This is a genomic window from Klebsiella sp. Shm-1, assembly GCF_040804525.1.
Taxonomy (GTDB): Bacteria; Pseudomonadota; Gammaproteobacteria; order Enterobacterales; family Enterobacteriaceae; genus Klebsiella; species Klebsiella pneumoniae.
The window spans coordinates 4,251,432-4,270,878 of the sequence record NZ_CP161823.1 but is presented as its reverse complement, the minus strand read 5'-3'; the positions used below and the strand labels follow the sequence as shown (position 1 = coordinate 4,270,878).

At 62.8% G+C, this 19,447-nt stretch carries 19 protein-coding genes; 3 read left to right on the top strand and 16 right to left on the bottom strand.

Annotation, left to right across the window (positions count from 1 at the left end):
• The first annotated feature begins 39 nt into the window (after positions 1 to 39).
• A complete protein-coding gene (hrpB, locus tag AB1E37_RS20965) occupies positions 40 to 2,469 on the top strand; it encodes an ATP-dependent helicase HrpB (RefSeq protein WP_032448271.1) in 2,430 nt (809 codons plus the stop codon).
• Between the two features lie 47 nt (positions 2,470 to 2,516).
• On the opposite strand, the gene AB1E37_RS20960 is transcribed toward hrpB, so the two are convergent.
• From AB1E37_RS20960 to AB1E37_RS20895, 14 genes are read right to left on the bottom strand one after another with little or no spacing between them, the layout of a single operon-like run.
• Positions 2,517 to 3,317, bottom strand: coding sequence for an A24 family peptidase (locus tag AB1E37_RS20960; protein ID WP_002888947.1), 801 nt, complete (start codon positions 3,315 to 3,317; stop codon positions 2,517 to 2,519).
• On the bottom strand, positions 3,314 to 4,060 hold the full coding sequence (locus AB1E37_RS20955) for a type II secretion system protein N (protein WP_004145897.1): 747 nt from the start codon (positions 4,058 to 4,060) through the stop codon (positions 3,314 to 3,316). The genes AB1E37_RS20960 and AB1E37_RS20955 overlap by 4 nt, the downstream gene beginning before the upstream one ends.
• Positions 4,050 to 4,535, bottom strand: coding sequence for a type II secretion system protein M (locus tag AB1E37_RS20950; protein ID WP_117116837.1), 486 nt, complete (start codon positions 4,533 to 4,535; stop codon positions 4,050 to 4,052). The genes AB1E37_RS20955 and AB1E37_RS20950 overlap by 11 nt, the downstream gene beginning before the upstream one ends.
• The gene (gspL, locus tag AB1E37_RS20945; protein WP_004191957.1) at positions 4,528 to 5,721 is read right to left on the bottom strand and encodes a type II secretion system protein GspL; all 1,194 of its coding nucleotides are present in this window, start codon (positions 5,719 to 5,721) and stop codon (positions 4,528 to 4,530) included. The genes AB1E37_RS20950 and gspL overlap by 8 nt, the downstream gene beginning before the upstream one ends.
• Positions 5,708 to 6,694, bottom strand: coding sequence for a type II secretion system minor pseudopilin GspK (gene gspK, locus AB1E37_RS20940; RefSeq protein ID WP_004222697.1), 987 nt, complete (start codon positions 6,692 to 6,694; stop codon positions 5,708 to 5,710). The genes gspL and gspK overlap by 14 nt, the downstream gene beginning before the upstream one ends.
• Positions 6,691 to 7,287, bottom strand: a complete 597-nt coding sequence (gspJ, locus tag AB1E37_RS20935; protein ID WP_004222700.1) for a type II secretion system minor pseudopilin GspJ — start codon at positions 7,285 to 7,287, stop codon at positions 6,691 to 6,693. Before gspJ ends, gspK begins: the two co-directional genes overlap by 4 nt.
• The gene (gene gspI, locus AB1E37_RS20930) at positions 7,284 to 7,649 is read right to left on the bottom strand and encodes a type II secretion system minor pseudopilin GspI (RefSeq protein WP_002889025.1); all 366 of its coding nucleotides are present in this window, start codon (positions 7,647 to 7,649) and stop codon (positions 7,284 to 7,286) included. Before gspI ends, gspJ begins: the two co-directional genes overlap by 4 nt.
• On the bottom strand, positions 7,646 to 8,161 hold the full coding sequence (gene gspH / locus AB1E37_RS20925; protein WP_004191951.1) for a type II secretion system minor pseudopilin GspH: 516 nt from the start codon (positions 8,159 to 8,161) through the stop codon (positions 7,646 to 7,648). Before gspH ends, gspI begins: the two co-directional genes overlap by 4 nt.
• Entirely contained in the window at positions 8,161 to 8,583 is a 423-nt protein-coding gene (gene gspG, locus AB1E37_RS20920; RefSeq protein ID WP_002889054.1) for a type II secretion system major pseudopilin GspG, read from the bottom strand. The genes gspH and gspG overlap by 1 nt, the downstream gene beginning before the upstream one ends.
• 20 nt (positions 8,584 to 8,603) lie before the next feature.
• A complete protein-coding gene (gene gspF / locus AB1E37_RS20915; protein WP_004177382.1) occupies positions 8,604 to 9,818 on the bottom strand; it encodes a type II secretion system inner membrane protein GspF in 1,215 nt (404 codons plus the stop codon).
• A gap of 1 nt (position 9,819) precedes the next feature.
• On the bottom strand, positions 9,820 to 11,313 hold the full coding sequence (gene gspE / locus AB1E37_RS20910) for a type II secretion system ATPase GspE (protein ID WP_004177380.1): 1,494 nt from the start codon (positions 11,311 to 11,313) through the stop codon (positions 9,820 to 9,822).
• On the bottom strand, positions 11,310 to 13,283 hold the full coding sequence (pulD, locus tag AB1E37_RS20905) for a GspD family T2SS secretin variant PulD (RefSeq protein ID WP_004194880.1): 1,974 nt from the start codon (positions 13,281 to 13,283) through the stop codon (positions 11,310 to 11,312). Before pulD ends, gspE begins: the two co-directional genes overlap by 4 nt.
• Positions 13,284 to 13,292: 9 nt before the next feature.
• Entirely contained in the window at positions 13,293 to 14,135 is an 843-nt protein-coding gene (gspC, locus tag AB1E37_RS20900) for a type II secretion system protein GspC (protein WP_012737418.1), read from the bottom strand.
• Positions 14,120 to 14,257 carry a hypothetical protein gene (locus AB1E37_RS20895; protein ID WP_004219434.1) on the bottom strand — a complete coding sequence of 46 codons (138 nt, stop codon included), beginning with the start codon at positions 14,255 to 14,257 and terminating at the stop codon, positions 14,120 to 14,122. Before AB1E37_RS20895 ends, gspC begins: the two co-directional genes overlap by 16 nt.
• A gap of 184 nt (positions 14,258 to 14,441) precedes the next feature.
• Here AB1E37_RS20895 and pulA point away from each other — a divergent pair, with 184 nt between their 5' ends.
• Together pulA and gspB are read left to right on the top strand one after the other, a co-directional pair.
• Positions 14,442 to 17,750: a pullulanase-type alpha-1,6-glucosidase gene (gene pulA / locus AB1E37_RS20890; protein ID WP_032448272.1), complete on the top strand. Its 3,309-nt coding sequence runs from the start codon at positions 14,442 to 14,444 to the stop codon at positions 17,748 to 17,750.
• 256 nt (positions 17,751 to 18,006) lie between these two features.
• A complete protein-coding gene (gene gspB, locus AB1E37_RS20885; protein ID WP_004151934.1) occupies positions 18,007 to 18,564 on the top strand; it encodes a type II secretion system assembly factor GspB in 558 nt (185 codons plus the stop codon).
• Positions 18,565 to 18,602: 38 nt separating this feature from the next.
• On the opposite strand, the gene gspS is transcribed toward gspB, so the two are convergent.
• Positions 18,603 to 18,977 (bottom strand): type II secretion system pilot lipoprotein GspS, encoded by a 375-nt coding sequence (gene gspS, locus AB1E37_RS20880; protein ID WP_032409075.1) that lies wholly within the window; start codon positions 18,975 to 18,977, stop codon positions 18,603 to 18,605.
• Between the two features lie 62 nt (positions 18,978 to 19,039).
• The gene (locus AB1E37_RS20875; RefSeq protein WP_004147125.1) at positions 19,040 to 19,174 is read right to left on the bottom strand and encodes a hypothetical protein; all 135 of its coding nucleotides are present in this window, start codon (positions 19,172 to 19,174) and stop codon (positions 19,040 to 19,042) included.
• Between the last annotated feature and the right edge of the window lie 273 nt (positions 19,175 to 19,447).

Below are 19,447 nucleotides of genomic sequence, written 5' to 3'. Positions count from 1 at the left end.
ACAATGCGAACCCCTGAATGTTAACCCCCGGAGCCTTTTGTGTCCTCATTGCCGGTTGCCGCTGTCCTTCCAGAACTGTTATCCGCCCTGCAGCATGCGCCGCAGGTTTTGCTCAACGCGCCGACCGGCGCCGGGAAGTCGACCTGGCTGCCGCTGCAGATCCTCGCCGAGGGCAACATCGCGGGACGCATTATCCTGCTCGAGCCGAGGCGCCTGGCGGCGCGTAATGTCGCGCAGCGGCTGGCTGAACTGCTTGGCGAAAAGCCGGGGGAGACCGTGGGTTTCCGCATGCGCGCCGAAACCTGCGTCGGACCGCAGACCCGCCTGGAGGTGGTTACGGAGGGGATCCTGACGCGCATGATCCAGCGCGATCCGGAGCTGACGGGCGTGGGGCTGGTGATCCTCGATGAGTTTCACGAGCGCAGCCTGCAGGCGGATCTGGCCCTGGCCCTGCTGCTGGACGTCCAGCAGGGGTTACGTGACGATCTCAAGCTGCTGATCATGTCGGCGACCCTCGATAACGATCGCCTGCAGCGTCTGCTGCCGGAGGCGCCGGTGGTGGTCTCGGAGGGGCGCGCTTATCCGGTGGAGCGTCGCTTTAGCCCGCTCTCCGCGCACCAGCGTTTTGATGAGGCGGTGGCGGTAGCGGCGGCGGAGCTCCTGCGGCATGAACAGGGATCGATGCTGCTGTTTCTGCCGGGCGTCGGCGAGATCCAGCGCGTTCAGGAACAGCTGACGGAGCGCGTGGCGGAGGATGTCATTCTCTGCCCGCTGTATGGCGCGTTGCCCTTAAGCGAACAGCGCAAAGCGATCCTCCCGGCGCCGGCCGGGAAGCGCAAAGTGGTGCTGGCCACCAATATTGCCGAGACCAGTTTGACCATCGAGGGGATCCGCCTGGTGGTCGACAGCGCCCAGGAGCGGGTCGCCCGCTTTGACCCGCGCACCGGCCTGACCCGGCTGGTGACGCAGCGCATCAGCCAGGCATCGATGACGCAGCGTGCCGGACGCGCCGGTCGTCTCTCCCCGGGGATCTGCCTGCATTTGCTCGGCAAAGAACAGGCGGAACGGGCGGCGGCGCAGAGCGAGCCGGAGATCCTGCACAGCGATCTGTCGGCGCTGTTGCTGGAGCTGCTGCAGTGGGGCTGCCACGTTCCGGCCGCGCTGGCCTGGCTGGATCAGCCGCCCGCGGTCAATCTGGCCGCCGCGCGCCGCCTGCTGGAGGCGCTGTCGGCGCTGGACGGCGAGCGGCTGTCGGCGTTTGGCCGCAAAATGGCAGCGCTTGGCAACGAGCCGCGGCTGGCGGCGATGCTGGCCGCCGCACAGACCGATGACGAGGCGGTGACAGCGGCAAAGCTGGCGGCGATCCTCGAGGAGCCGCCGCGCGGCGGACTGGTGGATTTGGGGGCCGTCTTTTCCCGTCAGCAGGCCAACTGGCAGCAGCGATCGCAGCAGCTGATGAAGCGCCTGGCCCGCCGCGGCGGCCAGCCCGATGCCGGGCTAATGGCGGGGCTGCTGGCGTCGGCCTTCGCCGATCGCATCGCCCGCCGCCGCGGTCAGGAGGGGCGCTACCAGCTGGCGAACGGCATGGGCGCGATGCTGGACGCCGACGACGCGCTGGGCCGTAATGAATGGCTTATCGCTCCGCTGCTGCTGCAGGGCAGCGCTTCGCCGGATGCCCGCATGCTGTTGGCTCTGCCAGTGGAAATCGGCGAGCTGATCGCCGCCCGCCCTGAACTGGCGAAAAGTTCCGACACGGTGGAGTGGGATGAAGCGCAGGGGACGCTGAAAGCCTGGCGGCGGACGGTGATCGGCCAGTTGGTGATCAAGACCCAGCCGCTGGCGAAGCCCTCTGAGGCAGAGCTGCATCAGGCGATGCTCAACGGTATTCGTGAGAAAGGCCTCGGGGTGCTCAACTGGACGCCAGAGGCTGAGCAGCTGCGCCTGCGGCTGCACTGTGCGGCGCAGTGGCTGCCGGAAGAGGCATGGCCCGCAGTGGATGACGCTTCGCTGCTGGCCTCGCTGGAGACATGGCTGCTGCCGCAGATGAACGGCGTTCATTCCCTGCGGGCGCTGAAGGCGCTGGATCTGCGTCAGGCGCTACAGGACTGGCTGCCATGGCCGCTGCGCCAGAAGCTGGATCGTGAGCTGCCGACGCACTATACCGTGCCGACCGGCAGCCGCCTGGCGATCCGATACCATGCGGAGAACCCGCCAGCGCTGGCGGTGCGTATGCAGGAGATGTTCGGCGAGGCCACGACGCCGGTGATCGCCGAGGGACGGGTGCCGCTGGTGCTGGAGCTGCTGTCGCCTGCCCAGCGTCCGCTGCAGATCACCCGCGATCTGAGCGCCTTCTGGCAAGGGAGCTACCGCGAGGTGCAGAAAGAGATGAAGGGACGCTATCCGAAGCACGTCTGGCCGGACGATCCGGCCAACGCCGCCCCGACCCGCCGCAGCAAAAAATACTCGTAGCCGCCGCTGCCGGGCGGCATCCTGCCCGGCCAGTCGGTTCGCAAACGCTAGACCATCTGCTGCCAGAGAAAAATACTCCCGCCGGCCAGCGCCAGCCAGGGGCCGAAGGCCAGCGGCTGCTGCAGCGACTGCCGGGTCCACAGGCGTTGCAGCAGGGTCCACACCAGCCCGCTGGCCGAAGCGAGCAACAGCACCTGCGGCAGAACCTGCCAGCCGCACCAGGCGCCCAGCGCCGCCAGCAGCTTAAAATCGCCATAGCCCAGCGCCTCTTTCCCGGTCAGCAGGCGGAACAGCCAGTAGACCGACCACAGCGCCAGATAACCGGCCATCGCCCCGGCGACCGCATCCGGCAGGGCAATGTACACCTCGTTAAGATTGAACAGCAGCCCGGCCCACAGCAGGGGCAGAGTCAGGCGATCGGGCAGCAGCTGGGTCCGGGCGTCAATCCGCGCCAGTATCAGCAGGAACGAGAGCAGCACCAGGCCGCCCGCCAGCGGCAGGCCCGGCGCCAGCAAAGCTCCGGCGAGGATAAACAGCAGGCCGGTGGCCAGCTCGGTCAGCGGATAGCTCCACGCGATGGGCGCCTGACAGCAGCGGGCGCGACGGCCCAGCCAGAGGAAACTGAGCAGCGGGATATTGTCCCGCCAGGCGATCGGCTGGCGGCACTGCGGGCAGGAAGAGCCCGGGGTGCTGAGGGTTATCCGCTCGTCGTCCGCGGTCTGGGTCAACATGCGCGGCAGACGATAGATCACCACATTGTAAAAGCTGCCCAGCGCCAGGCCGAACAGCAGTAGAAAGCCATACCAGACAAAGGGAAAGTGCAGCGATAACGCGGCTAGTGTCGTCATTTTTGCTCCTGTGGTAACCATTTTCCCTGCAGCTGCCACGGCGTCGGGCCCGGGGCGTTATTCGCTGTCGGGCGCGTGACCAGCAGCGCCAGCAGCGGCGGCATCCCCTGCCGGGGCTGTAGCGTGCCGCGAAACAGATAGCGGCCATCGGGCGACAGAGTCCCCTGGCCGCTGAGGCTCAGCTGATGAGAGTCCTGACGGAGAGTCAGCGCCACGGCGCCGTCCACCGTACAGCGGAAGGTGCCATTAACCTGGGCCAGCTCCAGGCTGCCGACCGGAGAGTGCAGTCGGGCCTGCCGCCACTGCGCGCCTCCGGCGATGATATGCCGGCAGCGTCCGTCGCTGAACCGCCCTTCGGTCAGGCTGAAGGTGACCTCCCCCGCGGCCTTGACGGGCATAGTCGACATCAACCAGCGGCTGAGCAGGCTGGCGGGGGCGGTGAGCCGCCCCTCCTGTAGGCGCAGATCGCGAAGGCCCCACAGCCGGGCCTGACCCATCACGCCGCGGGGATCGCTGAGAGAGACCTGCCAGCCCGCCAGGGTCAGCGACCACGCCAGTCGTTCAAGCCGTTCCCCATGCCAGTAGACCGGTTGCGCCGCGCCGCGCCAGACGCTGCCGCTAAACTGCCCCACCTGTACGCCGGGCGGCAGCATGGGGGCCAGCAGGCGCGCCGGAGCCGTGGCGGTGAGCCACAACAGATAGAGGACCAGCAGCAGTCCGCCCGCGATCCAGTTAGCCTTCATCGTCGCGCTCCAGCAGCAGATGGTTGACCGTGACCCAGCCGGGTCGCGACGGCTGCCCGGTCACGGACAGCGAGATCGCGTTGACGCCGCGCATCGCCGGAGCGTCCAGCCAGTCGATCAGCGCCTGGAAAGCGCAGGGCTGAAGGGTGATCTGCAGACGTTTTTCCTGCGGCTGCAGGCGGATGACCGTCAGTCCGTGGCTCGCCGCCTCGCGCATCACCAGCGCGGTGAGCGCCTCTTTTGCCGCCGGCGCGGGCTGCTGGCTGAGCTGCTGCAGGCGCGGAGCCTGCTCCGTCATCCAGCGCAGGCTGGCCTGCTCTTTCACCAGGGTTTGCCGCCACTGCGCCTCGCGGGCTCGCCAGGGCTGCCACAGCCCATACCAGAAGGCGCATGCCGCCAGCAGCCCTGTCAGACCAAGCAACAGGCGCTGCTCCGACGGCGTGCGCTGCCGCCACCAGATAAGCAGATTAGCCATCGTTTTCCTCCAGCGTCAGTTGTCCCTCAATGCCATCCGGTTTCGTGATCATGTCGCCCGGCCGGACGCGAAACCGCGGCTGCGCCCGCTGGGTAAACTGCTCCAGCGCCCGGGAAGAGACCGCGGCGATATCCAGCTGCAGACGATTGCCCGCGGCATCCCAGCTCAGCGCTCGCAGACGGATCCCCGGCGTTTCGCTGAGGATGTTTTGCAAGGCGCTGAGGCGGTCGACGAGGGGGGCATGCTGCGCCTGACGGGTGAGGGTTTGCAGGTGCTGCTGCATCTGCAGTCGTGGGTTAATCACCTTTTTCTCCGTCGGAAACCAGCGGTGATAGAAGGCCCGGCTGGCCTGTTGCGCCGCCTCGGCCTGACGCGCCAGATCGCGATGGTCCAGCACGCTGTTTGCCCCTGCCAGTAACGCCAGAGCCAGCGCGGCATACCGCGCCGGACGCCAGCTCGCCTGCGCAGACCGCCGCCGGACGGCGAACTCCCCCTGCAGCAGACTGAGTTTCTGCGCTGCCGGATGGCGTGCGGCAAGGGTCAGCAATGTCTGCGCAGGCTGCTCCCGCCAGACGCCCGGTGCCGCGGGCGGCGGCGAATAGCTGTCGATGACGTGCTCTTCCGCCTCGCTCTGCAGCAGCTCCGTCAGCCAGACGTTTTCCGCCGCCATGCCGCCCCACGGCTGGTGGCGGATCAGCCACTGCTCGTCCACCTGCACCGCGCTCCACGCCGGCGGTTGCCAGGGCAGGGCCAGCACGTCGGGCGTCAACGCCAGGGGCTGTAAGGAGAGCGATTCGCAGCGCGCCAGCCAGTCGCGCATTTTTTGCCGCTGTACGGCGACGATCTCGCACTGGGCCTGCTGGCGGTGGAGCAGAGCAAAATGGGTGGCTTCCACATCGTCTGCCAGCTGCTCTTCCAGCAGAAACGGGGCCACCTGCAGCGGCGGTTTACGCAGGCCCGCCGGTAGGGTGAGCGAGTGAAACGCGCAGTCGCTGGCCGGGATCAGCACCCAGGCCGGGTACTGCTCAGCCAGCGCCGGGAAAGGGCTGGCGTCGTCAGTCGGCCACCGGCCGCTGGCCTCGTGGTGCGGCTCGCCGGGGGCGAAGAGTTGCCAGTGCAGCGGCGCCTGCGCGGCGGCGAGGCGCACGATCAGCATGGCCTGGGGAGAAGCATTAATCTTGTTCATCGACCACCATAGAGAGTCCATATCGCCGCTGGACGACGGTAAACGTGCGCCCCGATTGTTGCAGGACGCTGTGCAGCTGAAAGCGGAGATTGCCGGTCACCACGGTAAAAGCGGCGATAAAGCGTGCGCTGTGCACCGTCAGCCAGGGACGGGCAAGCGTGGTATCGGTTTTCTGCAGCGTCGGCTGCGCGAGAAAGGCGGCGACGCTGCTCCACCCGGTTCGCGGGCGGTTGTGCAGCAGCTGTTGCGCCTCCTGCAGCGTCAGATCGCCGGGAAAGAGGGCCACCAGCAGGGCGGCCTGGGAGGGGCGCAGGGTGTTGACATTGACCTGCAGCGCGTCATCCGGCTGGACGCAGACGAAGGGGAGCAGGCGCTGATAGAGCGCGGCGTCCATCCCGGCCAGCAGGCGCAACTCGCTGACATCCTGCATCGGCTGGTTGGCGGCGAGATAGCCCGGGGTTTGCGCCATATAGACCTCGTCCTCCGCCCCGTTCAGCCGCGGCTGGCCGTCGCTGTCCGTCCAGTCGCCAAGGGCGGCGGCGATCTGGCTGGCGCGCAGCGGCGGCTCGCCGAGCAGCGCCAGCAGCCGAACGAAGACGTTGGTCGGGTAGGGCGTTCCGTCGCCAGCCTCATCCGCGCGATGGTCAATAGCATTGAGGTTGAAGCAGGCGTGCCCGTCGCGGATCGTGGCGCGGATTTCGCCATCGTCGAGGGTAAAGCGGCGCCCCTCCTGCGCCCAGGTTTGCGCCAGGTTCGTTTGACTGGGCGAGTCCAGCGCATCGCGTTGCAGCAGCGCGGCGGCCATGTTTTCCGCCGCCAGGGCGTACCATCTGGCCTGCAAATTATCGAGGGTCACGGCGGTATGCTGATACATGACCGCGGTGCGCTCGGTCATGGCGCTGGCGAGGATCATCATCAGGGCGAGGATGAACAGCACCATCAGGAGCGCGACGCCGCGTTGCCGATTTATCACTGGCCGCCTCCCGGGGTGAGTAAAAACAGGCGGGTTATCTCCCCGCTGTTCGCCAGCGTCAGGGTGATCTCCAGCCCCTGCGGCAGCCTCTGCGGGCGGTCCCAGGTTTCCTGCCAGCGCCCGTCGGCGTAAAACCGCAGGCGAAACGCCGTGACCTCGCGCAGCAGCACCCGGACCGTCGGCTGGCTGCCGGTCAGCGGATCCTGCTGATCGAAGCTCAGACGCTCAAGCCGCTGCTGGCGCAGACGGTAGCTGACGTTCTGGATCTCCGAGCGCGGGAGGATCCCCAGCGGGTTTGGCCAGCCGCTGCGGCTGAAGGCCAGTCCCCAGTCGTCGCTCTGCAACTGGAAACGTCCGGCGAAGAAAAACGTGTCGCTGTTTCTGGCGCGACGGGGAATGATGTGGGTGACATCGTCGGCTATCTGGCGAAAGGCGCGCTGGAGGGCCGCGATCTGCTGGCTTTTCTCGCGGGTCAGGCCATCGGCGCGGATGACGTTCTGCAGCACCATCACGGCGGCGGCGCTGAGGACGGCGAGAATAGCCAGCGCCAGCAGCGTTTCAATCAGGGTGAAACCGCGCATCCTGGTTATCATGGCGGCGTCACCCAGGTGCGCAGGGTGGCCAGCGGCGCGGGATCGCTTTTTTGCCGCCGGACCTCCACGTCCAGCGCCCGCAGCTGCGGCAGCGCGGTTTCCACTCCCTGCCAGCGGACAAACCAGCGCGTCCCGGCGGCCTCCACGGTGGTTTCAGACCAGCTGAGGGCAGGCCAGCGTTTCTCCAGCCGCAGCTGCACCAGCTGGTTATCCGCCAGCCAGCTGGCGAGGATTTTCTCTTCCATACGCCCGAGCTGGCGCGTTTGCTGCAGGGTGGACTGCATCACCGCCAGGCCGGCGAGGGCGAAAATCACCAGCGCGACCATCACTTCGATAAGCGTCATTCCGGCTTCACGCTTCATGGCTGCTCCCGCGCCGCCAGCGGCTGGCTGTCGCCCTGGGCGTCGACGTTGATGCCCGTCGCGGCGTCAATCCGCAGCTGAAACGGCGTGACTTCACCGCCGGGAAAAATAAGCACGTCGGGCTGCTCGCCCGGCGTCCACGCCTGGCCGTCGGGAAAGCGCAGCGTCAGCCTGGCCCGCGGGAGGGTTTCCGCCGTGGTGACGCGTCCGGCCTGCAGCGGCAGCCACTGCGCGTTGCCCCACCGGTCGTCAGCCGCCGCCGGGGCGCTATCGTCGGCAGGCTGCAGGCGCATAAACTGCCAGCGCTCAGGGTGGATGATAATGCCGAAGAGCTGACCGGTTTGCTGCCCGCGCTCGCGGACAAAATCCAGTTGCGCCTGAAAGCGCGCCAGGATCTGTGTGGCCTCCTGGGTGCGGGCGGAGGGAAACGCCAGCAGCACCATGCTGGCGCTGACGCCGATCAGCAGCAGGACCAGCATCATCTCCAGGAGGGTGAAACCGCGCTGAGACACTATTTCTTCCCGAGGGTCCAGTTGCCGATATCGTCATTGGTGTCGGGCATCCCGTCCGGGCCGACGCTGAAGACGTCGATGGCGCCATGCTGACCCGGGCTTAACAGCTGATACTCATTCCCCCACGGGTCCTGCGGCAGACGGCGGATATAGCCGCCTTCCGGGTAGTTGCGGGCGTGCGGCTCGGCGGCCGGAGCGGTCACCAGCGCCTGCAGTCCCTGTTCGGTGTTGGGGTAGCGGCTATTGTCGAGTTTATACATGTCCAGCGCTCCCTCGAGCGCCACCAGATCGCTGACGACTTTCTGGCGGTCCGCTTTCTCCTTGTTGCCCATCAGGTTAGGCACCACCAGGCTGGCGAGAATGCCGAGAATGACGATCACCACCATAATTTCCAGTAACGTGAAACCGCGTTGCCGTTGCATAGTTTTCTCCATTAATACAGTTACATACTCATAAGGGTGTTCAGTTGCAGGATCGGCTGCAGGATGGCCAGCACGATAAACAGCACCATGCCGGCCATGGTGACCACCAGCAGAGGCTCAAACAGGCTGAGGGCCATCTGGATCTGCGCGCTCAGCTCCCGGTCCTGGTTCTCCGCCGCGCGCTCCAGCATGGCGGTCAGTTCTCCGCTCTGTTCGCCGCTGGCGATCATGTAGCGCATCATCGGCGGAAACAGGGCGGTGGATTCCAGCGCCCGATGCAGACTGACGCCTTCGCGTACGGATTCGCTGGCCGCCGCCAGCTGGCTGCGCGCCCAGGCGTTGCTGAGGACGTCGGCGCTGATGCGCATCGACAGCAGCAGCGGCACCGCGCTGGCATTGAGAATGCTTAAGGTGCGGGCGTAGCGCGCGCTGTTGACGCTGCGGGCCACGCGGCCGATGACCGGCAGGCGCAGCAGCGCCCGGTCCCAGGCGAGCCGCCGGGCGGGCTGGCGCAGCAGATAGCGCAGCGCCAGCAGCGCCAGTAACGACAGCAGCGCCAGCCAGGGGCCCGCGCTGCGCACGATGTCGCTCAGGCTCATTAGCAGCCGGGTAGAGAAGGGCAGGGCCTGTTTAAGATGGACAAACTGCTCAACGACTTTCGGCACCACGGTGGAGAGCAGAATGGCGATCACGCTGATAGCGACCAGCGTCAGTACGATGGGGTAGATCATCGCCTGCAGCAGGCGGGCGCGGAGCTGCTGGCGCTGCTCGGTATAGTCAGCAAGCCGGTTCAGTACGCCGTCGAGATGGCCGGAGGTTTCGCCGGCCGCCACCATGGCGCAGAACAGCCCGTCGAAGCAGGCGGGATAGCCGCGCATCGCCTCCGCCAGCGAGTGGCCTTCGAGCACTTTGCTGCGCACCCCGGCCATTAACGTTCTTAGCGACGGCTTTTCGCACTGCTGGGCGACGGCATCGAGCGCCTTTTCCAGCGGGATCCCGGCGGCAACCAGAGTCGCCAGCTGGCGGGTGAGCAGGGCTAAATCACCGGCGCTGGTACGCCGGGTAAGGGATCCGCCGGCCCACAGTCGCCGCGCCGGGTCGGCAGTTGTCACTTCCAGCGCCAGCCAGCCCTTGTCCCGCAGCAGCTGGCGGGCGTGGCGGGCGGAGTCGGCCTGCTGAAGGCCGCGGCGGGTTTTGCCCTGCGCGTCCAGCGCCTGATAGCGAAACAGGGCCATCTTAGACGCTTTCCGTCGTTTGCTGTTCGGTGACCCGCATCACCTCCTCCCAGCTGGTGATCCCCGCCAGCGCTTTGTCGCGTCCGGCATGGCGCAGGGTTTGCCAGGCTGGCCCCAGCTGCTGGATCAGGGTGATCTCGTTCTCGCCGCGGTGGATGGCGGCGCGCACGCGGTCGTCAACCAGCAGCAGTTCATGGATCCCGGTGCGTCCGCGATAGCCGATGAAATTACACTCCGGACAGCCTTTGGGCTGCCACAGCCGCGCGCCGACCGGGACCGCCATCTGCCGGGCGGTGTTGGCATCCGCCTGCCAGGGCTGACGGCAGTGCGGGCAGAGTTGGCGCACCAGCCGCTGCGACATCACCGCCAGCAGCGAGGTGGAGAGTAAAAAAGGCTCCACGCCCATATCCTGTAGACGGGAAATGGCGCCCAGCGCGCTGTTGGTGTGCAGGGTCGACAGCACCAGGTGCCCGGTCAGCGAGGCCTGAACGGCGATCTGGGCGGTTTCGCCATCGCGGATTTCGCCCACCAGCACTACGTCCGGATCCTGGCGCAGGATGGCGCGCAGGCCGCGGGCGAAGGTCATCTCGACTTTGGCGTTGACCTGGGTCTGGCCTATGCCCTCCAGCTCATACTCCACCGGATCTTCAATGGTCATGATGTTGCGCTCCCGGGCGTCGAGGCGGCTGAGGGCGGCGTAGAGCGTCGTGCTTTTCCCGGAGCCGGTCGGACCGGTGACCAGGATGATGCCGTGCGGGCGGGCGATCAGCGCATCGACCCGATCGAGCAGGGCGGGCGGCATGCCCAGCGTCAGCAGATCCAGGTTGACGCTGTTTTTGTCCAGCAGACGCAGGACGACGCGTTCGCCGTGGCTGGAGGGCAGGGTGGAGACGCGCACGTCGATTGCTCGCCCGCCGATGCGCAGCGCCATGCGGCCATCCTGAGGGACCCGCTTTTCGGCAATGTCCAGGCTGGCCATCACCTTGATGCGCGAAATTAACAGGGCGGCCAGCCGCCGCTGCGGGCGCAGAATTTCGCGCAGCACGCCGTCGACGCGAAAGCGGATCTGCAGATGGCGCTCGTAGGTTTCGATATGAATATCCGAGGCTTTCTCTTTGATGGCCTCGGTGAGCATGGCGTTGATCAGGCGGATGATCGGCGCGTCGTCCTCGCTGTCGAGCAGATCGTCGGTGTCCGGCAGCTCTTCGGCGAGGGTATAGAGGTCGAGCTCGTTGCCGATGTCGGCCATCATGCGGTGCGCCTCCGCCGAATCACGCTGATAGCTGAGCACCAGCACTTTCTCGAACGCGTCCGGCGCCAGACGGCTGACGCGCATCGGCCCGTCCGCCAGGCGGCGCGCTTCCAGCAGCGCCCGGGCGGCGGTATCGGGGCGGCACAGCGCTTCGCAGCGTTCACCGTCGCTGAGCAGCACAAGATGGTGCGCGCGGGCCCAGGCGAAGGGCAACAGCGGACGGCGTTCGGCGGCTGGCGTCATGGGCGGCCTCCGAGATTGAAGGCGTCAATGGCGGCGCTGACCTGGCGGAAAGCCTGGGTCTCCTGCTGCGGATAGATATGCAGCAGGTCGTTGCTGAGCGACGCTTCGCTGCTTTCTTTACCCCGCTGTTTAGTTTGCGCATTGTTGAAGGCGGTGTACTGGCCGGAAGAAGCCTGGCGGTACTCATCGCGATCGCGAATGATGGTCGGGCGGATAAACAGCATCAGGTTGCGTTTCGACACTTTCTTGCTGTCGGAGCGGAACAGGGCGCCGATCACCGGGATATCCCCGAGCAGCGGCACTTTGTCAGCGGTATCGGTGACGGTTTTATCCAGCAGCCCGCCAACCACCACCGTTTCGCCGCTGCCGACCAGCACGGCGTTATTCACCGTCCGGGTATTGAAGGTCGCCCCGAGATCGCTGCTGGTGCTGGAGGCCGAGTCGGCAACGCTCGATACCTCCTGCTCAATCTCCAGCAGCACCGCATCGCCTTCGTTAATCTGCGGTTTCACCTTCAGTTTAATGCCGACGGTTTTGCGCTCGACGGTATTGAAGATGTTGTCGCCTGAGGTGGTTTGCGAGCCGGTTAATACCGGAACTTCCTGGCCGACGTTAAAAGTGGCTTGCATGTTATCGAGGGTGACGATGCTGGGGGTGGCCAGAATATCGTTCTTGGTACTGCTGGAGAGGGCGGTGAGCAGCATCGCCCAGTTCCCCTGATAGAAGCCGGCGGCGATACCGTTAAACGAGCCGAGGGCGCTGGCCAGCGAGCTGCTGATGGTACCGTCTTTGTTGTACTGGTTGGCGCCGGCGATAGCCGTCGATATCGGCAAACCGCTGTTGGTGAACTGCGTCATGCCGGCGTTTTTGTTTGCCCACTGGATACCGAGATTAAGGCCATCGGCATCCTGCACTTCGGCAATAATCGCCTCCACCAGCACCTGCGGGCGGCGGATATCGAGCTGGGCGATCACCCGCTCAAGATCGTTCATCACGTCTGGCGCCGCGGTGACGATCAGGGCGTTGGTCTGGCCGTGGGCTTTGATAATAATATTTTTGTCGATCGCGGCCACTGGCCTGGCGCTTTGCTTGTCGCTCTGCAGCGAGCTGCTGATCCCGGTCAGAACTTCCACCAGATCGGCGGCTTTGGCGTACTTCAGGTAGATCACTTTGGTGTTACCCTGTACCGCCTGCTGGCGGTCGAGCTGTTTGATCATGGCGATAATGCGCTGGCGCGAGTTTGGTTCGCCGCTCACCAGTACCGCGTTGGTGCGCTCATCGGCCACCACGTTCGCCACCATCGAGCCCGGCAGCGCCGACTTGCTGGTATCTTTATTAAGCTCGGTAACCAGTTTGACTACTTCCGCGGCGGAGGCCCAGGAAAGGGGCACGGTCACCACGCTGCGATCCCCGGCGTTGTCGACGCGCTCGACAATGGTCAGCAGGCGTTTGATAACCGCCGCGCGGCCGGTCATCAGCAGTACGTTGGAGGGCTCATAATGGACCACGCTGCCGGCGCCAGCGTTATCGTTCAGCTGGCGGAGCAGCGGGGCGAGATCGCGGGCGGCGACGTTGGTCAGGGGCACCACCCGGGTGACCACTTCATCGCCTTCGCCCGGCGCGGCCGCGCTGGCGACCGGCACGGCCGAGGTCTTGGCGTCTTTGGCGCGGACCACTTTTAGCACGCCGTTATTCATATTGATCACGGCGAAGCCATATACATCCAGCACGCTGAGGAAGAATTGATAATATTGTTCTTCATTGAGCATATCGTAACTGCGCACGGTGATAGTACCGCGTACGCTGGGATCGATAATCACCGTTTTATTCAGGTTTTTGCTGACGGTATTGATAAATTCCTGGATATCGGTGCCTTTAAAACTGGCGGAAAATTCCTCCGCGGCGGCCGGAGAAAATAGCAGCGGGGTTAATATCAGCAGCGCAGGCAGCATTTTTCGCAGGCGTTTCATGGTTGGCAATTATTCATCCCCCAGCGCGAAAGCAATATCGTGTCGTTGGCCTTCCCGCTCAACGGTTAGCGTTATTTCGGTCATGTCGGCCAGATTTTGCAGCGCCTGTTGCGCTTGCTCCTGGTCGCGTAAATCGATGCCGTTTAAGGCAATCGCCAAATCATTTGCCTGCAGGCCGGACTGGCGAAACAGCGAGGCGTCTTTGCCTGGGTTCAGCCGATAACCCAGCAGTTTGTCGCCGCTGAGTACCGGCGAAATAGATAAATAAGTGAGGATATTTTGCGGCTGTTCGCGGAGTCGCTTCACGAGGGGCGGGTTGCCCGCGGCGGTGGGCGGCGGCGACGGCGCGCGACTGTCGTTAAATAATAAAATGGCCTCTTTGCGCCCCTGATAGTTGACGATGATCCGGTCAGGCAGAATGGCGGCGATCCGCGCATCATACCCTGGGAGAGGATCGCCCGTGCTAAGGCTAACCTGCTGATTTCCCTTTTCGATAATAGCGATGGAGCGCGCCGGGTTGCTGCTGGCGAGTAGCCCGGCCAGGCGTAGCTTCAGGCTGGAAACCGGCACCTGATTGAGACTGGCAGCATCCGTTGGCGTGGGGCTAATTTTCACCGCCAGGCCAAACAGGGTAAATGCGGGCCGCACATTTTTTAATTCCGGATCTGCCGGCGGAGGCATGGTTAACGGTAGGGCGGAAATATCCTCAGGACTCACAGGGAATACCACGCGCCAGGTTAATTTCGCCAGCTGTGGGATAGCGGTTATTAATATGATGAGCGTCACAATTTGTGGTAATAATTTAATTATCCCTTTATTTATATTTGTTAACCTCATCACAGAAACTGGCATTTTAATTCCTTTGCTAATTTATTTTTCTGCACGTTGGCGTAATACCCTACCGAAACAGGTAGGTGATTATTGGCTTTTGAATTATTTATTGCCGGAGAGTGGCGATAAGCGTGGCGAATCATAATCAGTTTGCGGTTTCGGGTCGTCATTCCCTTTATTGATTTACTCCCCCGGCTTCCTACGCCCCCCGCTCATTTGTGGGGGATGATTGCGCCTGGGAAAGCAAAAATATCTAATTAGCGCGCTGTAAAGATATTCATCCTTTCTTACCTTTTATAATTTAATAAGCATATTAGGGACTATCGAATGCTCAGATATACCTGTCATGCCCTATTTCTTGGATCGTTAGTATTATTGAGTGGCTGTGATAACAGCTCTTCCTCTTCTACCTCTGGCTCACCGGGTTCACCAGGCAATCCTGGCAACCCAGGCACTCCCGGCACGCCCGACCCGCAGGATGTCGTCGTCCGCTTACCGGACGTTGCCGTCCCAGGCGAAGCGGTGCAGGCTTCCGCCAGGCAAGCTGTCATTCATCTCGTCGATATCGCCGGCATCACCAGCAGCACGCCGGCCGACTATGCGACGAAAAACCTCTATTTATGGAACAACGAAACCTGTGACGCGCTGAGCGCGCCGGTGGCGGACTGGAATGATGTCAGCACCACCCCGACCGGCAGCGACAAATATGGCCCTTATTGGGTGATCCCGCTGACTAAAGAGAGCGGATGCATCAACGTTATCGTCCGCGATGGCACCAATAAGCTTATCGACAGCGACCTGCGCGTCTCTTTCAGTGATTTCACCGATCGGACGGTATCGGTCATCGCCGGCAACAGCGCGGTCTATGACTCCCGCGCCGACGCCTTCCGCGCCGCCTTTGGCGTGGCGCTGGCCGATGCGCACTGGGTCGATAAGACTACTCTGCTGTGGCCGGGTGGGGAAAATAAACCCATTGTGCGCCTCTATTACAGCCACAGCAGTAAGGTGGCCGCCGACAGTAACGGCGAATTTAGCGATAAATATGTCAAGCTGACCCCCACCACCGTCAGCCAGCAGGTAAGCATGCGCTTCCCGCATCTCGCCAGCTATCCAGCCTTTAAACTGCCGGATGATGTTAACGTCGATGAATTGCTGCAGGGCGAGACGGTGGCGATAGCCGCGGAAAGCGATGGGATCCTGAGCTCAGCCACCCAGGTGCAGACCGCCGGCGTGCTGGACGATACCTATGCCGCCGCCGCCGAGGCGCTGAGCTATGGCGCCCAGCTAACCGATAGCGGCGTGACCTTCCGCGTCTGGGCGCCCACGGCGCAGCAGGTCGAGCTGGTGATCTATAGCGCGGACAAGAAAGTGATAGCCAGTCACCCGATGACCCGCGATAGCGCCTCCGGCGCCTGGTCCTGGCAGGGGGGAAGCGACCTGAAGGGCGCCTTCTACCGCTACGCGATGACGGTCTACCACCCGCAGTCGCGTAAAGTCGAGCAGTACGAAGTGACCGATCCCTACGCCCACAGTTTGTCGACCAACTCGGAGTACAGCCAGGTGGTCGATCTCAACGACAGCGCGCTGAAGCCGGAAGGCTGGGACGGGCTGACGATGCCGCACGCGCAGAAAACCAAAGCCGATCTGGCGAAAATGACGATTCACGAATCGCATATTCGCGATCTCTCCGCCTGGGATCAAACCGTGCCTGCGGAGCTGCGCGGTAAGTATCTGGCGCTCACCGCCCAGGAAAGCAATATGGTCCAGCATCTGAAACAGCTGTCGGCCTCGGGCGTGACCCATATTGAGCTGCTGCCGGTCTTCGATCTGGCGACGGTCAATGAGTTCAGCGACAAGGTCGCCGATATTCAGCAGCCGTTCAGCCGCCTGTGCGAGGTCAATAGCGCGGTGAAGAGCAGCGAGTTCGCGGGCTATTGCGACAGCGGTTCGACGGTCGAAGAGGTGCTGACCCAGCTGAAGCAGAACGACAGCAAGGATAACCCGCAGGTGCAGGCGTTGAATACGCTGGTGGCGCAGACCGACTCCTATAACTGGGGCTACGATCCGTTCCACTACACGGTACCGGAAGGATCCTACGCCACCGATCCGGAAGGCACGGCGCGTATTAAAGAGTTCCGCACCATGATTCAGGCGATCAAGCAGGATCTGGGAATGAACGTCATTATGGACGTGGTGTACAACCACACCAACGCCGCCGGCCCGACCGATCGCACCTCGGTACTGGATAAGATCGTCCCCTGGTACTACCAGCGTCTGAACGAAACCACCGGCAGCGTGGAATCGGCTACCTGTTGCTCCGACTCGGCGCCAGAGCACCGGATGTTCGCCAAGCTTATCGCCGATTCACTGGCGGTATGGACCACCGATTATAAGATCGATGGCTTCCGCTTCGACCTGATGGGCTACCACCCGAAAGCGCAGATCCTCTCGGCCTGGGAACGCATTAAAGCGCTGAACCCGGATATCTACTTCTTTGGCGAAGGCTGGGATTCCAACCAGAGCGATCGCTTTGAAATTGCCTCGCAAATCAATCTCAAAGGCACCGGGATCGGCACGTTCTCCGATCGTCTGCGCGACGCCGTGCGCGGCGGCGGGCCGTTCGACTCCGGTGACGCATTACGCCAGAACCAGGGCGTGGGCAGCGGGGCCGGCGTTCTGCCGAATGAGCTGACCACCCTGACCGACGATCAGGCGCGTCACCTCGCCGATCTGACCCGTCTCGGCATGGCCGGTAACCTTGCGGACTTTGTGCTGATCGACAAAGACGGCGCGGTGAAGAGAGGCAGCGAGATTGACTATAACGGCGCGCCAGGCGGCTATGCGGCTGATCCGACGGAGGTCGTGAACTATGTGTCAAAACACGATAACCAGACGCTGTGGGACATGATCAGCTATAAAGCCGCTCAGGAGGCGGATCTCGATACCCGCGTCCGGATGCAGGCGGTGTCGCTGGCGACGGTGATGCTCGGCCAGGGGATCGCCTTTGACCAGCAGGGCTCGGAGCTGCTGCGCTCTAAATCCTTTACCCGCGATTCGTATGATTCCGGCGACTGGTTTAACCGCGTGGACTACTCCCTGCAGGACAACAACTACAACGTCGGTATGCCGCGCAGCAGCGATGATGGCAGCAACTATGACATCATCGCCCGGGTGAAAGACGCGGTGGCTACTCCGGGTGAAACGGAGCTCAAGCAGATGACCGCGTTTTATCAGGAGCTGACCGCGCTGCGTAAATCGTCTCCGCTGTTTACCCTCGGCGACGGCGCGACGGTGATGAAGCGCGTGGACTTCCGCAATACTGGCGCCGATCAGCAGACGGGTCTGCTGGTGATGACCATCGATGACGGGATGCAGGCTGGCGCCAGTCTGGACAGCGGTGTCGACGGCATCGTGGTGGCGATCAACGCCGCGCCGGAAAGCCGGACGCTGCAGGACTTCGCCGGCACATCGCTCCAGCTGAGCGCTATTCAGCAGGCGGCGGGCGACCGGTCGCTGGCGAGCGGCGTGCAGGTTGCCGCTGACGGTTCGGTCACGCTGCCGGCCTGGTCGGTTGCCGTTCTCGAGTTGCCGCAGGGCGAGTCGCAGGGCGCTGGCCTGCCGGTGAGCAGTAAATAACATAACGTAGGGCGCCCGTAAGGGCGCCTCTGGCTGATGACAAACCTGTTTCGTTATTGTGCTCGCCTTTCTGTCGGGTGGCGGCTTTCGCCTTACCCGGCCTACGAAAGATTACAATATCAAACAGTTATGCAGTTATCTGTAGGCCCGCGCAAGCGTAGCGCCGCCGGGCAATTCCTGAAGATTGCACTTTGTCAGCAGTCTGGGGCATCCGTAAGGGCGCCTTCTCGTTATCGTGAGGGAACAGGAGACGGTTGTGATTGTTCGTGATGACAGTGAAAGAGGCATCCCGCCGCTGGTGACGCATCAGCCGCCGTCCTCGATGGATGATGCGCCGGTGATCCGCGGACGGATGGTGCAGATCCCCGGCTGGATTATCCCGCTGTACGCCGGATTATTTATCGCGCTCGGCTGGTTTGGCGGCGAGCAGTGGCGTCACCCGGCACCGCCGCAAACGCTGCCCTTGCCGGTGGCGCATGCGGCGCTTCTGCCGTTAACCGCTGCCGGAGAGGCCGCGCCAAAGACGCCGCCGCCGGCGGCAAAAGCCAGCGCGCCCGCGGCGCCGGAAGTGGACAGCGATACGCTGCCGCCTCTGCGCTACAGCGCCCATGTCTATGCCTCGCTACCGGAAAAGCGCAGCATTGTGTTAAACGGCAAAGCGTGGACGGAGGGCGATTCACCCCTGCCCAATCTGGTGGTGGAGCAGATCCAGCAGGATGTGACGATCTTCAGCTTCAACGGCACGACCTTTACCCTCGCGGCGCTGGAGGACTGGCCGGGCGGAAAAATTGACGAGGAGCCGAAAGAGGAATAAAAGCGCGCACAATAACCGGCGCGCTGAGGATATTTCGCTTAGTCGCTGCGCAAGCTGGCAATAAATGGCGCGAGCTGACGATTAAATTGACTGCACTGTGTGGCTTCCGGGGTGCTGTCCTGTAATAGCTGTTGGTAAAGCCGGTCGCTATTTGGGCTTAACGTCGCCACGTCAATATTTCCCCATCCGCGCGCTTTACCGACATTCACCGCTGCCCGATATATCGTTTCATCAGCGGGGAGATCGCTACGATTACATTTATTCTTGAGATAGCGCGTCCCGGCCGCCACGGACGAGAGCTGCTCGAGCTGCGCCTGGCTGCTGATAGCCGGGCTGAGCGTTGAGGCGGGTTTTTGTTGGCAGCCAGAGAGAAGGGCTACCATGCAAAGCGGAAATATAAGCGGAATACGCATCATAGAGTAATCAAAATAATGAATCACTGGCCGCTAGTTTAACAAATATTTACCTGGTGTCATCATAAAATATTATTCTGCATAAATGTTAACAGGCTCTCATTTTTATCAACGGAAAGGCGCTTAATCGACTTTACTTTTATCAATAATAAACGTTGGCGCTGGGAAAATATATTTTCATCCGCGGATGATGCCACTGCGCTGACCGGCAGGAAGCGCGCCGTTTTTTATGTTATTAAAAAACATACTCTTTCCCATCTTGTTACGTGCGCAGGAGGTAAAATGCTGGTTAAGAATGTCGCATTTTAGTGCTATCCTGTATGCCCTGAACATTACGTGCTATGTTCTGACTTATTCTGCCGATGATGCGTTTAACACAATGATTTTATGGTGAATTTTTATTGTTAGTATCATGTAACATGAAGCAAACCAACCCTCTGAAAGGCTGGCGGCGCGTCCTGCCTGCCAGC